We start from the raw sequence: 14,463 nt of genomic DNA, 5'->3' as shown, positions 1-14,463 counted from the left end.
CGCTGCTACCCCCTTTTCGTTTATCCCCTGTGGCATTCACTAAGTTCGCAATGGCCGCCAGCGCCCTTGCTGATTGCGACAGGCGGTATCCTGCCACTGCTGGCTGCCCTTGCCGATATAGAGTTGCTCGCGATAGTCGCGACACCACTCCCCGCCGGGATGGCGGAAGGTGCGTAGCGGGGTGACGCTACCCGAGTGACGATTAGCCGGATTGAACCAGGTGAGGCTCTGCCCTTTGGTGCGGGTTTCCAGCGCCTTGGCAAGGGCCTGATTGGCCAGTTGAACATCAGCCTTATCCATCTGATGGTAAAGTGGCGGAGTGTCGACCGTGGCGCAGCCAGCGAGGCCGAGCAGGAGGAGTGTTAGCAGATAACGCATCATGGTTGCCCCTGTTGGCGAAAACCGTTGTTGAGCAGCGCCCGCTCCTGCTCATCGGTAAGCACTTGCTGGCGATCATCGATCGTGCCATCACCTCTTAGTTTGTTGCCGTTGGCATCGACAGCATCCACACCGTTGTCATCGACCGAGCCATCACCTCTTAGTTTGTTGCCGTTGGCATCGACGGCATCCACACTGTTGTCATCGACCGTGCCATCGCCCCTGAGTTTGTTGCCGTTGGCATCGACGGCATCCACGCCGTTGTCATCGACTGTGCCATCGCCCCTGAGCTTGTTGCCGTTGGCATCGACGGCATCCACACCGTTGTCATCGATGGTGCCATCACCCCTGAGCTTGTTGCCATTGGCATCGACGGCATCCACGCCGTTGTCATCGATGGTGCCATCACCTCTGAGCTTGTTGCTATTGGCATCGACGGCATCCACGCCGTTGTCATCAACGCCATTGCCAAACCCGCGGCCACCACCGTGGCGTTCTCCCCCTGCATGCCGTTCACCTCCACCATGCTGCTCTCCGCTGGCATGCTCTCCCTGACCCTGATTGTCGTGGCTGCTGCTCTCGTTATCACTGCCGCCGTCGCTATCACTGCCTCCGCTGCTGTCGCTGCCACTGCCACCGCCGCTGTTGCTGCCACTGCCGCTGTTGTTGCCACCGCCGCTGTTGCTGCCACCGCCGCTGTCGCTGCCACCGCCGCTGTTGCCACCACCACTGCTGCTGCCCCCACTGCCACCATCGCCATCTTTGTTGTGAACGATCAGCTCATTGGCGATGTAGCTGTGGTTGCCATCGAGCAGCAGATTGAAGAGCGCGGTAGTGGGAGGAGCCTTGATCCAGCAGAGTGACTCAACCAGCAGTAATTCCAGCTGGGGTTGCAGGGCCAGATTGCCCGTCACCATGGCAGGTGCCGGGCGACACATTATCTGCATGCCGGTAAATAGCGGCAGCACCGCCAGTTGCGGGTTTTCGGTTCGGGTCATGGCCGGTGAGATGGCCGCCCAGCCCCGAGTGGTCAGCAGAGGGTGCTCTGCGGTAAAGAACGGGGGCAGATCATTGATCCCGTAGAGTCTGCGCTTGCCCAGTATGACCCGTTCGATCGCCAGGATCCGGTTACTGCCGCCGTGCTGATCCAGCACTCGTTCACCGACCCGGAGCGTCTCTATGGGGCGGGTGGAGCCATCGGCCATCGTGATGCGAGTGCCAGCGATAAAGCAGGACTTGGCATAGGCCTGATTCATTTGCCACTCATTGTGGGCGAAATCATAACTGAACGGGTTCGCAAACAGGGCGAGAGCGATGGCCGAGCCGATCAGCAATCTGCGCTGGCTGGCCTTGAATGGGGGCTGTGACATGGGGACTCCTTGTCCATCTTGATTCACAGGATCCATTATAGAGCGCCCCTTGGTGGCGGCATTTTTGACCATGAACACAATAAACATGATGGAAAAACGATTGGCGTTCGTCACAATAATGCGTAAAATCGCATACTCGATGCTTGTAGCAACGAATCCCGCCTAAAAAGCCAGTTTCATGCCCTTCCCAAGCAGTAAAAGGTAACAAGTGATGCATTTGTGTTCATTTTGTGCCTTGGAAAAGTCTTGCGATGACTGAAAAGTGATAAATATCCCCATCAGTCATCAAAAAATTAAGGACATCCATGTTTTCCTTAGTCAAGCAAAGTGTCGCCGGGCTGCAAATCCTGTTTGTCGCCTTCGGTGCCATGGTTCTGGTGCCTCTGCTCACCGGATTGAACCCCTCCATGGCCCTGCTTGGCGCCGGTGTGGGCACCCTGTTGTTCCAGCTCTGCACCCGCCGCCAGGTCCCGATTTTCCTCGGTTCCAGCTTTGCCTTCATCGCCCCCATCATCTACGCCACCCAGACCTGGGGATTGCCATCCACCATGTTTGGCCTGTTTGCCGCCGGTTTCATGTATTTCATTCTGGCTGCGTTGATCCGGGCAAAAGGGATGGGGTTTGTGCACAAATTGCTGCCTCCCGTGGTGATTGGCCCGGTGATCATGGTCATCGGTCTTTCTGTGGCGCAGGTTGCATGCAACATGGCGATGGGCCGTGCCGGTAGTGAGCAGGTAGTACCTGCGGGGACTGCGTTGACGCTGGCCGGTATCTCGCTGGCGGTCACCCTGATTGCAGCTGTGTTCTGCAAGGGGTGGATCAAGCTGATCCCCATCCTGTGCGGCGTGATTGCCGGTTATGTCTCGGCGGTATTCATGGGCCAGGTGAGTTTCGATGGCATGGTGAACGCCCCCTGGCTGGCGCTGCCCCACTTCGAAACCCCGGAGATCAACTGGGCTGCTGCGTTGTTCATGTTGCCGGTAGCCATCGCCCCCTGTATCGAGCATATCGGTGGCGTGTTGGCGATTGGTGGCGTGACTGGCAAGGATTACACTAAGGATCCGGGTTTGCACCGTACGCTGGCCGGTGACGGCATCGGCGTCTGCTTCGCCGGTTTCATCGGTGGCCCCCCCGTGACCACCTACGCCGAAGTGACCGGTGCCGTGATGATCACCCGCAACTTCAATCCGGTCACCATGACCTGGGCTGCGGTGTTTGCCATCATTCTGGCCTTCTTTGGCAAGTTCAATGCGCTGCTCACCTCCATCCCGATGCCGGTGATGGGCGGTATCATGCTGCTGCTGTTCGGATCCATCGCTGCCATCGGTCTCAAGACGCTGGTGGAATCCAAGGTGGATCTGGGACTGTCACGCAATATCGCCATCGTCGCTGTGACTCTGACCGTCGGTGTCGGTGCGCTGGAGATGAAGATTGGCGACTTCGCGCTGGCCGGCGTTGGCCTGGCCTCTGTTGCCGCCATCCTGCTCAACCTGATCCTGCCTGCGCACTCCGAAGAGGGTGTGATGGACGCGGCCAAGGACTGAGTTCCACCAGACGTTCATCGTTGATTTGGAGAAGGCCACCTCGCGGTGGCCTTCTATTTTTCGGGTATCTAGCGCCACTTTTCGGCTCGGCAGAGCTCATCTGGAATCTAATCTGGAAGCAGATGAGGGGGTTAGCATTCTCATTTGACGTATCTCTTTTCGTGACCTTAGCTAAAGGACAGGTTTGGCTCTGAGGTCTCCTCGAGCAGTATGGGAAAATGGATGTTGGCGTTTTCTATCATTTCTCTCCCAGACCCCTGTCATAAAACGATGCGCTTTTTCTTTGCCACGGCGCTGTTGTATGGCAGAGGCTTATCCGCCCCACTCCGCACTCCCCTTATGCTGCCCTGGCATATTTCCACCTCGATTTGTTGTGAGCCTCCCTCGCCGGTTGCGTTTCGTTGCGCACAGGCAAAATCCGGATCTGTTTGCTGCTGCACATGGGTGGGCGGCGAGCCGTGAAAGCCGGCATGACCCCAGCGGGTCAGACGTGCACCGCCATCGGTAACGGCGGATGTTCAGGGATGAATGGCAAGCAAAGCGAGGTTGCAATGAACTATCAACTGCTGTGGAAAAGTGCAATTTTTTCAGTCTCTTCCATGATGGCGATAAGCGCTGTTCAGGCTGCGCCACTGAACGTGATGACCGAGGATTACCCGCCATTCAACATGCAGGGGGAGGGGGGCAAGATTGTCGGGTTGTCGACCGAGGTGGTCGAAGAGCTGTTCAAGCGTGCTGGAGTCGAATACAAGCTGACCCTGATGTCCTGGAAACGGGCGTACGAAGATACCCTCGGTACTCCCAATACCGCCCTCTACTCCACGACCCGCACTCCGGAGCGGGAAGCACTGTTCAAGTGGGTAGGGCCGCTGGTCAATAACAACTGGGTATTTTTCTCCAGTTCGACCGCCAATATCACGGTCAAGTCGCTGGAAGATGCCAAGCAGTATTCGGTGGGTGGCTATAACGGTGATGCGGCCGCCGAATATCTCAAGGCCCAGGGATTTGCCAAGTTGCAGCTGGCCGCCAACGATACCGCCAACGTGAAGAAACTGGAGGCAGGTCGCATCGATCTCTGGGCTACCGGCCAGTATCTGGCCCCCTATCTGGCCAGCAAGGAGAAGGTGGCCTCACCCAAGCCGGTCTTCGTGTTCAAGGAAACCCAGATGAGCTTGGCGTTTAACAAGGATACGCCCGATGAGCTCATCACCAAGCTCAACGAGATCCTCGCAGCCATGAAGGCGGATGGCACCATCGACAAGATCAATGCCAAGTACCAGTAACAGTACCAATAGCAAGTGCCGCTCAATGGCACTGCGCCGGCTGCCGTAAAACCGGGAGGAAACCATGGATTGGAAAAGTCTGACGTTCAGGATTGCCGTGTTGACCTCCCTGTCGGTGAGTCTGCTACTGGTGTTGTTTGGTGGTTACAACTACAACGCCGTCAGGGCGGAGAGCTACAGCAAACAGAGTGCGCTGGTCGAGCAGGCCATCGGCCGGCTGCAGCTCTCCCTGCCCGGCCCGCTGTGGAATTATGAATCGGCCTTCATCGAGGCATCGCTCAAGTCCGAGCTGGCGGCCGATATCCTGAGTGCTTTGCTGGTGGTCAACAAGGACAAGCTGGTTGCCGGGTTTGCCCGTGACACGGCGGGGAGCATTGCCCCCGTGACAGCCATGCCTGCCGATGTGTCTGCCTACGGGGGGTATGATCTGGTCTATGACGACAGCGGCCAGAAAAACACAGTGGCCCGATTGCTGGTGCAAACCAGTGATGCTGCCATTCAGGCCCAACTGCGCCAGCAGTTGATCACCACCGTCTGGCAGATCCTAGTGCTCGATCTCTGCATCATCGCGTTGCTGATGGTGCTGATTCATCGCAATGTGCTCAGGCCGCTCCATCAGATGAATCAGGCGGTGTTTGATCTGGCCAAAGGAGAGGGGGATCTGACCCGGCGTCTGAAGATCAGCCGCCAGGATGAGATGGGCGCGCTGGCCACCAACATCAACCACTTTATTGCCAAGTTGCAGGAGATGGTAGCGGAGATCAACGAGCTCTCTGCCGGTGTGTTGCAAACCGCCGAACTCTGTGACTCCCTCTCGGCAGATACCCGGGTAGGCAGTGACGCCCAGCAATCCGAGCTGGATCAGGTCGCTACCGCCATTACCGAAATGAGTCAGGCAGTGCAGGAAGTGGCTGGTAACGCGGTGAAAACCTCTGGCGCTACCGATGAGGCCAACCTCTATGTGGAGCAGGGTTACAATCTGGCGGGCCATGCCAATGAGGCCATCCATCAACTGGTGGGGGAGGTGGAGCGAGTCGCCACCCTGATGCGCACCCTTTCGACCGAAAGCAGCAGCATTGGCACCATCATCGAAGTGATCAACGGCATTGCCGAGCAGACCAATTTGCTTGCCCTCAACGCGGCCATCGAGGCGGCGCGGGCGGGTGATCAGGGGCGCGGTTTTGCGGTGGTGGCGGATGAGGTACGCACCTTGTCGGGCCGTACTCGCCAGTCGACGGAGGAGATCAGCGCCAGTATCAAGCGGTTGCAGCAAGCGACCCAGAATGTCGGGGCCGGCATGCAACAGAGTCAGGAGAAGGCATCCCGCGCCGGAATCGAGGCGGCAGATGTGCAGACATCGGTGGAGAAGATTAAAAATCAGGTCAGCCTGATCCGCGAGATGAACATGTATATCGCCCAGGCATCGGAAGAACAACACTCGGTGGCGGAGGCGGTCAGCCACAGCGTAAACCGGATTGCGACGCTCAACAGCGAGAGTGCAGCCAGAGTGGCACAGGTTGCCGAGGCCAGCAGTGATCTGCGGCAGCTGTCGGCCCAGCTCGACACCCTGCTCAAGCAGTTTCGGGTCTAGTCAGTTCACTTCGCCCCGTTGGATCATCCTGCGGGGCAGGTAAGGTTCCCTTTATTGTGAAGTGCGGCGAGATGTCGTGAGGGGCAAGGGGCCTTGTCCAGCAGAGCTTTTCGTCATGCCCATGTCACTGTTCAGCTGAGATTGGCGTTGCCGCGATAGGCGAAACTCGCAGCATCATGCTCTGCCCGATACGCAGTCCGACAGCGCTGGACGCATATTTTCATTTTCCCCGCTCGTGCCTGCCTGCATCTATTGTGCCGCTGATCTCGACCCTTTAGAATTTCGTTTAATTACAGCGAGTCCTGAGCCGCCATCTGGCTTTATCAGGTGTGGAATCCCATCTTCTTCATGATGAATGCAAATAACAGGTGGTTGGTATGACGGGGGTTGCGCCAGGCAATAACATATCAGCCTATCACTTCGGTGATTATGTCTTTGATGTCAAAAGGCGAGAGCTGATCTTCTGTGCCGACAAGGACAACTTGCAAAGCGCCCGGGTGGTGCGCTTGTCATCGGCAGAGAGCCTCATTTTCAGCTATCTGCTCGATCACCATGACGAGGTGTGCGACAAGGATCTGTTGCTTGATATCGGCTGGTTGGGTCGCCCCATCAGCCCCAACTCACTGAACGTGGCCATCGCCAATATTCGTCGCCACTTCGCCTCATCCCCCCAGACGCTGGATATCAGAAGTACCCCGAAAAAAGGGTACTCCCTGCATCTGAACTGCAAGATGAAGAGCTATTACGGCAAGGCACTGCCAACAGAGAGTGAGCCCTTGCCCGAGCCGATGAGCGAACCCACGCCTGCAGCGGCTGCGCAGCCACCGTCGACATCACCAAGCTCCGACCACGAGATCATCAAAGAGCCTGCTGCTCCCCGTTCTTTTGGTGAGCGCGCCAAACTTGCCTTTCTCAGCGGTATCGGGCGGCCAATGCTGGCAAGGGTCCTGATATACGTCAATCTGCTACTGGTTGTGCTGGTGGCGTTTGTCGCCAGCTATCTCCATTTCGAGTGGCTCCATGTGCACTGCACCGACTCGCCGACCGGCGTTGTTTGCCAGATGGAGGCACGGAGCGATGTGCCACCAGTCAAGCCGGCATCGCTGGTGCTTGTCTCCGGCCACCAGGTTCGCGTGCTTTCCTATAAAGAGCTCGAAAAAACGCTGTAAGGGATCTCTGATGAAACGAACGCTGAAAAATACCTTGCTGCTGTTGCCACTGCTTGTCGTGCTGCTGTTTGTGGTCGGGATGTTTATCAACAGTCTGGGCTGCCATTACGACCTGAAAATGTCAGCCAATGGAGTCAACTATCACGGGGTGTGCCGCTGGGGCAAAATCACCGTGATCGAAGAGGAGGAGGCGACCAGGGAGAAGTGGCGAGTGACCGGTTTTCAACTTACCTTCTTCAACCAGCTTGTTTACCTCATCGACAGTCGTACCCAACTGCACGAATCGGGTAACGATGACTCCTATCTCAATGAGTACAACCTGATCCAGTCGCAATATGCGCTGGTCAACTATGCCTGGGTGCCGCTGACTGAAAACAAGGTGGCGATCTTCCAGCGCGATCCGGTGCATGAGGTTGTGATTGCCCAGCGAGATGGCTGGTTCGATCTCTACCGCTGGTTCTTCCCCCCGGCACCGCTGGTGCCTGTTCAACCACAAAGCGCAGGTGCCGGGCGTCCCGCTAGTTTCTAAGCAACTTGCACCAGGGACCGGTGACCTCGCAGTGGCCTGTCTCATCACTGTTTTGCCAGCCCAGCCGATGGTAGAAGGCTACTGCCGCCGTGTTGCGGGTCGCAACCTTGAGCGAGCCGTGCGGCGAATCAGCGAGGCCCCGCTCCAGCAGGGCGCGTCCTATCCCCTGACCGTGCCAGTCGCTTGACACATAGAGGTGATGGACGAAGTGATCGGGCTGCCAGATGGCGATAAAGCCGCAGATATTGCCCCCCTGTTCGGCTACCCACACCCGTTCACCTTTGGTCTGTTCCTCGAAATCCTCGAGTTGGAAACGGGCGGGATCGACCCAGTGAAAGGTGTGGCGGCGGCTTTTTAAAAACAGCCGGGCCAGTTGGGGAATGTCGTGTTCTTCCATGAGCCGGATCATGATGCCCTCCCGGATCAAGCCAATGTTCATTGAGGCCGCTGCACTGAGGCAGGTTAATTGATGCAAATGACAAGGGTGTGATTAAGCACTGTCCATTGTATTTGCCATGGGGCTATACTGCCGGAGTCCCTTGTATGGATGGCTTGAGGATCGCTGATTTATGGACAATAAACTGATTGAAGGCAACATTTTTGTTCCGGCGCACATAGACGATGTCTGGCACGCCTGGACTACCGAAAGCGGTCTGCGCAGTTTTCTGGCTCCCGAATGTTTGATGGTGGCCGAACCGAATGGTCCTTTCGAGATCTACTTCAGGCCTGATGCCCCGCTGGGTGAACGTGGCAGCGAAGGGTGCCGGGTCATGGCCGTCATGCCCTATGACCTGCTCAGTTTCAGCTGGAATTTCCCGCCCAGCCTGCCCCATATCCGCCAGCAAAAGACCCAGGTTTGCCTGCGCTTTGTGCCGGAAGGGCAGGGTACTCGCCTCTACTTCCTCCAGAGCGGTTGGGCCAATGATCCGGATTGGGATCAGGGTTATGCCTATTTTCGGGAAGAGTGGCTGGAGACCAGCCTGCCACGGTTGCAGTACCGTTTTACCCATGGCCCCATCGACTGGAACAATCCGCCAGACAAGGCGCAGTTGAAGGCGCTGGCCCAGTAATCCCGGATATCAGACATAAAAAAAAACCGGCCAAAAGGCCGGTTGAAACAGTTCAGGCTTGTCAGGTGACAAACGTATCCAGCGGATGAGAGTCGCTTTCCACTCCTTGTGAAGCACAACACTCTTGGTTACGTGCGGCTACTTTATGCCATTCACACTGAATCGAGGCTGAACCATGGATGATCCCGCCTCGCCCCCCTCTTCAATCAGATAGTGATCCCCATCGACTGGCGCAAGTAAGCGCCCGCACCGAGCAGCCCCGGCCCTTCATGGGTGATCAGAAACACCGGGATCTCCTTGAGGTAGGACTTGAAGCGCCCCTTGTCTTCAAAGGCGACCCGGAAACCGGAACCGGTAAAGAACTCCTGGAAGCGCGGCACTATGCCACCTGCGATATAGACGCCACCAAAGGTGCCCATATTGAGGGCCAGATTGCCGGCAAAGCGGCCCATCAGCACGCAGAACAGGCTCAGGGTGCGACGGCAATCGAGGCATTCCCCGGCCAGTGCGCGCTCGGTAATGTCTTTGGGGGCAAACGGTTCGGGCTCACGGCCATCGGATTTCACCAGCCCGCGATAGAGATTGACCAGGCCCGGGCCGGAGAGGAAACGCTCTGCCGAGACATGGCCCAATTCGCCTCGCATTACTTGCAGCACCGCATCTTCCTCTTCGCTGTTGGCAGCAAAATCCACATGACCACCTTCACCCGGCAGGCTCAGCCACTGCTCACCCGCCTTGACCAGATGGGCGACCCCAAGGCCGGTGCCCGCACCATAGATGGCGATGGGCTTGCCCGCTACCGGCGCGGCGCCGCCAAGCTGGATGCGATCCGATTCAGCCAATACCGGCACAGCCATCGAGACCGCAGTAAAGTCGTTGATCACTTGCAGGCGTGCCAGCCCGAGATTGCTCTGCATCTCGCTGATGGAGAACTCCCAGCTGTGGTTGGTCATGGCAACCCAGTCACCGTTGATGGGGCAGGCGATGGCGATGCAGGCTTCAGCCACCTGAACCTTGTGTTCCTCCAGATAGAGGCGTACCACGGCTTCAAGGCTGGGATGGGCCAGACCTGAGTAGGTCTTTGCCTGAGAGATAGTACCGGTGGCCAGCTCACACAGGGCCAGACGCGCATTGGTGCCGCCGACATCGCCGACCAGCGCATGGGTATGCTGCATAACAACTCCTTCGTTACAGGATGGGGACGACTCTGGTGTCCCTAGATTATTGTTGGATTATGACGGCCCATTCTATCCGAGCTCGTGCTCACTCACCCGCCGGATCGATACAAACGTGCGCCTGCTCACAGTGTTGTTGCTTTGCAACATTTGTAAGCGCTTTCATAGCAAGGTGACGTTTTGTAACGAAAAGTACGAAATAATTAGAGATGAGTCATACTTTGTATGGCAGGCGTTAGTTGCGATAACCGCTTGTCTTGTATAGTCCTTAGCTTGAATGGAAACTTGCTTAGCCGTAGATTGAGTGCAAAGACACTGAAGCTAAATTACAAAAACGCCTGGTGGTGATGATGAATACCCTTGATAAAATTACGAACAACTTGGAAAGTTTCAGTAAATCAGAACGCAAGGTTGCCGAGGTGATCCTGGCGTCTCCCCAGACCGCCATCCACTCCAGCATCGCCGCTCTGGCCAAGATGGCCGACGTCAGTGAACCGACCGTCAACCGCTTTTGCCGCCGTCTCGATACCAAGGGCTTTCCTGATTTCAAACTCCATCTGGCCCAGAGCCTGGCCAATGGCACCCCTTACGTAAATCGTCATGTGGAAGCGGAAGATGGGCCTGATACCTACACCGCCAAGATCTTCGAATCCACCATGGCTTGTCTGGATGCCGCCAAAAATAGCCTGGACATCTCTGCCATCAACCGCTGCGTCGATATCCTGACCCAGTCCAAGAAGATCAGCTTCTTCGGCCTTGGTGCCTCCTCCGCCGTTGCCCGCGATGCCCAGAACAAATTCTTTCGCTTCAACATTCCGGTAGTGAGCTTTGACGATATCGTCATGATGCGCATGAGCTGCATCAACAGCAGCGAAGGGGATGTGGTGGTACTTATTTCCCACACCGGCCGCACCAAGGCGCTGGTCGAAATCGCCGCGCTGGCCCGCGAGAACGACGCCACCGTGATCGGCATGACCGCCAAGGACTCCCCGCTGGCCCGCGAGTGCAATCTGGTGCTCTCCATGGATGTGCCGGAAGATACCGATGTCTATATGCCGATGGCATCCCGCATCGCCCAGCTGGCGCTGGTGGATGTGCTGGCGACCGGTTTTACCCTGCGCCGGGGGATGAAATTTCGCGAAAATCTGAAGAAAGTAAAAGAGGGATTGCGCGAATCCCGCTTCGAAACCCCGCACTCTTCCTGAACCGTCGGGGGCTCAGGCCCCCGACTGTCTATGCCACCCGCCTTGGTGTAGTATTGTAATTTAATAACAAAAACCACCCAGATGGTTTGTAAACGGGTGCATCGAGCCATGGGCTTGATGGGGCAGAATCTCAAGTCATATCAACTTCATATTGGAGTCTTTCATGCCTAGACGTACAAAGATTGTAACCACACTCGGTCCGGCTACCGACCGCGAAGGGATCCTCGAAGGGATCATCCGCGCCGGCGCCGACATGGTGCGGATGAACTTCTCTCACGGCACTGCTGAAGACCATATCCTGCGCGCCAATCAGGTGCGTGACATTGCTGCCAAGCTCGGTCGTCACGTCGCCATCATGGGTGATCTGCAAGGCCCGAAAATCCGTGTTTCCACTTTCAAGGATGGCAAAATCTATCTGGCCATCGGTGACAAGTTCATTCTCGATGCGGCACTCGGCAAGGGTGAAGGGTGTCAGGAGCAGGTCGGTATCGACTACAAGAGCCTGCCAGACGATGTGGTACAGGGCGACATCCTGCTGCTGGATGATGGCCGTGTACAGCTGAAGGTCGAGCAGGTTGAAGGCACCCGCATTCACACCACGGTGACCGTGGCCGGGCCGCTCTCCAACAACAAGGGCATCAACAAGAAAGGGGGCGGTCTCTCCGCTCCGGCCCTGACCGAGAAAGACAAGGAAGACATCAAGACCGCTGCCCGCATGAATGTGGACTATCTGGCTGTCTCCTTCCCGCGCTGTGGCGATGATCTGCGCTACGCCCGCGAGCTGGCCCGCGAAGCCGGTTCCAATGCCAAGATCGTGGCCAAGGTTGAGCGCGCCGAAACCGTCGCCACCGATGAGGCGATGGAAGACATCATCCTCGGTTCCGATGCCGTGATGGTTGCCCGTGGCGATCTGGGTGTCGAGATCGGTGACCCCGAGCTGGTTGGCGTACAGAAGAAGCTGATTCGCCACTCCCGTCGTCTCAACCGTGTGGTGATCACCGCTACCCAGATGATGGAGTCGATGATCAATGCGCCGCTGCCGACTCGTGCAGAAGTTATGGACGTGGCCAACGCCGTGCTGGATGGTACCGATGCGGTGATGCTCTCCGCCGAGACTGCCGCCGGTCAGTTCCCCATCGAGACCGTGACTTCCATGGCAAGCGTCTGTGTCGGTGCCGAGAAGCACCCGAGCCTGAACGTCTCCAACCACCGCATGAGCTACACCTTCACTTCCGTTGAAGAAGCGGTAGCCATGTCCACCATGTATGCGGCCAACCACCTGGAAGGGGTGAAGGCGATCGTGGCACTGACCGAGTCCGGCACCACCCCGCTGCTGATGTCCCGTATCAGCTCCGGTCTGCCGATCTTCGCTATGTCTCCCCACAACAAGACCCTGGCCTGGACTAACCTCTACCGTGGCGTCACTCCGGTGATGTTTGACGGTGACGAGACCAAACCGGTCTACGAAGTGTGCCGCGACGCGCTGGCCGTGCTCAAGGAGAAGGGGCTGTTGCAGAGCGGTGACATGGTGCTGCTGACTCACGGTGACAAGATGGAAACCGTGGGTAGTACCAACACCTGTAAGGTGATGATGGTCGAATAAGCCCGTCCGGTTTTACTGTGCTTAACAAGGCTGCTCCTCTTTGATGAGCAGCCTTTTTGTTAACCGCTGTCGGGCTGTGGCGGTATAAACAGGACTCAATGATTGCTTAACCGGATTCCCCTTCCGATAATGCGGGAGTGATTTTCAGCGGGTAGCCTGTTGTAGGTGATCGTCTCAGGTAACCCAGACACTCGACAATACGGGAGTGAAAAAATGAACAAGCGTAACTGGTTGCTGGCCTTGTCACTGAGTCTGGCCTTCTCACCCTGTTATGCCGACTGGGCCAAGCTCAAGGCCGCAGCGTCCGATCTGGGAGCGGCAGTGAGCGAGACCAGCAAGGAGGTGTGGCAGGATGTCAGCGATTTCTCCAAGAAGAGCTGGGCTTCCATCTCTGCATGGGGTGAAGAGGCGTTCAATACCGCCGGGGTCTGGACCGACAAGAGCATCGCGACCGGCAAGGAGTGGCTGAAGGCAGCCGACAAGGAGCTCAACGAGATGCTCAACCCCAAGACGGCGAAAGAGGCGAGGATCGCGATCAATACCATGGCCGACACTGCGCTGATCCGGTTGTTCAACGAGCAGCCATCAGCCAAGTTGTTGTTTGACAAGGCTTATGGTTATGCGGTGTTCGATTCGCGCAAGTTCTCCCTGATGCTGCATACCAATCAGGGGGCCGGGGTGGCAGTCAATCGCAAAACCGGCAAGCACACCTATATGAAGATGTTTGGTGCGGGTCTGGCGGCCGGGATTGGCGGCAAGTTCTATCAGCAGGTGATCCTGTTTGAAGACAAGGCCAGATTCGATGCCTTCGTGACCCAGGGGTGGGAAGCCACCTCCGAAGTGGGCGTGGTGGCCGGCAAGGAGAGCGCTGAGCTGACCGCCAAATACAATGGCGGCATGGCCATCTACCAGATTGGTGAGAAGGGCCTGCTGCTCGATGCCAATATTTCCGGCTCCAAGTACTGGATTGACAAGGACTTGACTCAATAAGGTGACCCGCCTCTGCCGGTTACGTACCAAGGTTCCACTACCGGCAGTAGAGCTCGTTTTTTACACATTTTATCCTGCTGATGACCCCGTAATACCCCTTGCCTAGCATGATGTTTATCTGATTGGCACTCTAATTGCTTGTTGCATGCCAGCGTCAATGATTTGTCTGGGGATGGAAAATGGAAATTAGTGCAAGCAGCCTGATGCAAGAGATGCAGGCGCTCAAGATCGAAGCAGGCGCAACGCCGCTGGCACAACCCGGTCGTCAGGTAACCTCCGACTTTGGTCTGCTGCTGCAACAGGCGCTTGGCAACGTCAACGAGCTGCAAGGCGCCGCCAATGATCTGCGTACCCGTTTCGACATGGGCGACAAGTCGGTGGATCTGGCCGAGGTGATGATCGCGGGCCAAAAATCCTCCATCGCCTTTGAAGCCACGGTACAGGTGCGCAACAAGATGGTCGATGCCTACAAGACCATCATGAACATGCCGGTATAAGCGACGCCAATAAACCATGACGACTGAACATCATGAACATGTCAGCAATAAGGACATAA

13 protein-coding genes and 1 pseudogene are annotated in these 14,463 nt (G+C 56.9%); 10 read left to right on the top strand and 4 right to left on the bottom strand.

Annotated features, from left to right (window positions below; genetic code table 11):
* Positions 1-39 precede the first annotated feature (39 nt).
* Positions 40-381, bottom strand: coding sequence for an RT0821/Lpp0805 family surface protein (locus ACTG2S_RS16355; protein ID WP_274161784.1), 342 nt, complete (start codon positions 379-381; stop codon positions 40-42).
* Positions 378-1,748, bottom strand: coding sequence for a hypothetical protein (locus ACTG2S_RS16350; protein WP_439982939.1), 1,371 nt, complete (start codon positions 1,746-1,748; stop codon positions 378-380). Before ACTG2S_RS16350 ends, ACTG2S_RS16355 begins: the two co-directional genes overlap by 4 nt.
* A gap of 305 nt (positions 1,749-2,053) precedes the next feature.
* On the opposite strand from ACTG2S_RS16350, the gene ACTG2S_RS16345 reads away from it, so the two are divergent.
* The 5 genes from ACTG2S_RS16345 to ACTG2S_RS16325 all read left to right on the top strand — a co-directional run bounded on the left by ACTG2S_RS16345 (position 2,054) and on the right by ACTG2S_RS16325 (position 7,864).
* A complete protein-coding gene (locus ACTG2S_RS16345) occupies positions 2,054-3,292 on the top strand; it encodes a uracil-xanthine permease family protein (RefSeq protein WP_005334784.1) in 1,239 nt (412 codons plus the stop codon).
* Positions 3,293-3,843: 551 nt separating this feature from the next.
* On the top strand, positions 3,844-4,575 hold the full coding sequence (locus ACTG2S_RS16340; protein WP_439982936.1) for a substrate-binding periplasmic protein: 732 nt from the start codon (positions 3,844-3,846) through the stop codon (positions 4,573-4,575).
* 64 nt (positions 4,576-4,639) lie between these two features.
* Positions 4,640-6,166 (top strand): methyl-accepting chemotaxis protein, encoded by a 1,527-nt coding sequence (locus ACTG2S_RS16335; protein ID WP_274161782.1) that lies wholly within the window; start codon positions 4,640-4,642, stop codon positions 6,164-6,166.
* Positions 6,167-6,543: 377 nt separating this feature from the next.
* The gene (locus tag ACTG2S_RS16330; protein ID WP_274161781.1) at positions 6,544-7,335 is read left to right on the top strand and encodes a winged helix-turn-helix domain-containing protein; all 792 of its coding nucleotides are present in this window, start codon (positions 6,544-6,546) and stop codon (positions 7,333-7,335) included.
* Positions 7,336-7,345: 10 nt separating this feature from the next.
* Positions 7,346-7,864, top strand: a complete 519-nt coding sequence (locus tag ACTG2S_RS16325; protein ID WP_005353702.1) for a hypothetical protein — start codon at positions 7,346-7,348, stop codon at positions 7,862-7,864.
* Here the strand turns inward: ACTG2S_RS16325 and ACTG2S_RS16320 are convergent.
* Positions 7,854-8,273, bottom strand: a complete 420-nt coding sequence (locus ACTG2S_RS16320; protein ID WP_204483937.1) for a GNAT family N-acetyltransferase — start codon at positions 8,271-8,273, stop codon at positions 7,854-7,856. The genes ACTG2S_RS16325 and ACTG2S_RS16320 overlap by 11 nt on opposite strands.
* 160 nt (positions 8,274-8,433) lie before the next feature.
* Between ACTG2S_RS16320 and ACTG2S_RS16315 the strand changes: the two genes are divergently transcribed.
* A complete protein-coding gene (locus tag ACTG2S_RS16315) occupies positions 8,434-8,934 on the top strand; it encodes an SRPBCC family protein (protein WP_005334766.1) in 501 nt (166 codons plus the stop codon).
* 206 nt (positions 8,935-9,140) lie between these two features.
* Here the strand turns inward: ACTG2S_RS16315 and glk are convergent.
* Positions 9,141-10,112: pseudogene (gene glk / locus ACTG2S_RS16310) on the bottom strand (glucokinase); the annotation flags it as partial.
* Positions 10,113-10,459: 347 nt separating this feature from the next.
* Between glk and ACTG2S_RS16305 the strand changes: the two are divergent.
* The 4 genes from ACTG2S_RS16305 to fliE all read left to right on the top strand — a co-directional run bounded on the left by ACTG2S_RS16305 (position 10,460) and on the right by fliE (position 14,404).
* Positions 10,460-11,314, top strand: a complete 855-nt coding sequence (locus ACTG2S_RS16305; protein ID WP_005334759.1) for a MurR/RpiR family transcriptional regulator — start codon at positions 10,460-10,462, stop codon at positions 11,312-11,314.
* Between the two features lie 163 nt (positions 11,315-11,477).
* Complete coding sequence (gene pyk, locus ACTG2S_RS16300; RefSeq protein WP_005362071.1) at positions 11,478-12,917, top strand: pyruvate kinase; 1,440 nt, start codon at positions 11,478-11,480, stop codon at positions 12,915-12,917.
* Between the two features lie 213 nt (positions 12,918-13,130).
* Entirely contained in the window at positions 13,131-13,907 is a 777-nt protein-coding gene (befA, locus tag ACTG2S_RS16295; protein ID WP_279498568.1) for a beta cell expansion factor BefA, read from the top strand.
* 179 nt (positions 13,908-14,086) lie between these two features.
* Complete coding sequence (gene fliE, locus ACTG2S_RS16290) at positions 14,087-14,404, top strand: flagellar hook-basal body complex protein FliE (protein WP_005353687.1); 318 nt, start codon at positions 14,087-14,089, stop codon at positions 14,402-14,404.
* Positions 14,405-14,463 lie beyond the last annotated feature (59 nt).

The organism is Aeromonas sp. 82P (genome assembly GCF_051919365.1).
Lineage (GTDB): Bacteria > Pseudomonadota > Gammaproteobacteria > Enterobacterales > Aeromonadaceae > Aeromonas > Aeromonas veronii.
Note: the sequence above shows the minus strand (reverse complement) of the source record. Positions and strands in the feature narration are given on the sequence as shown.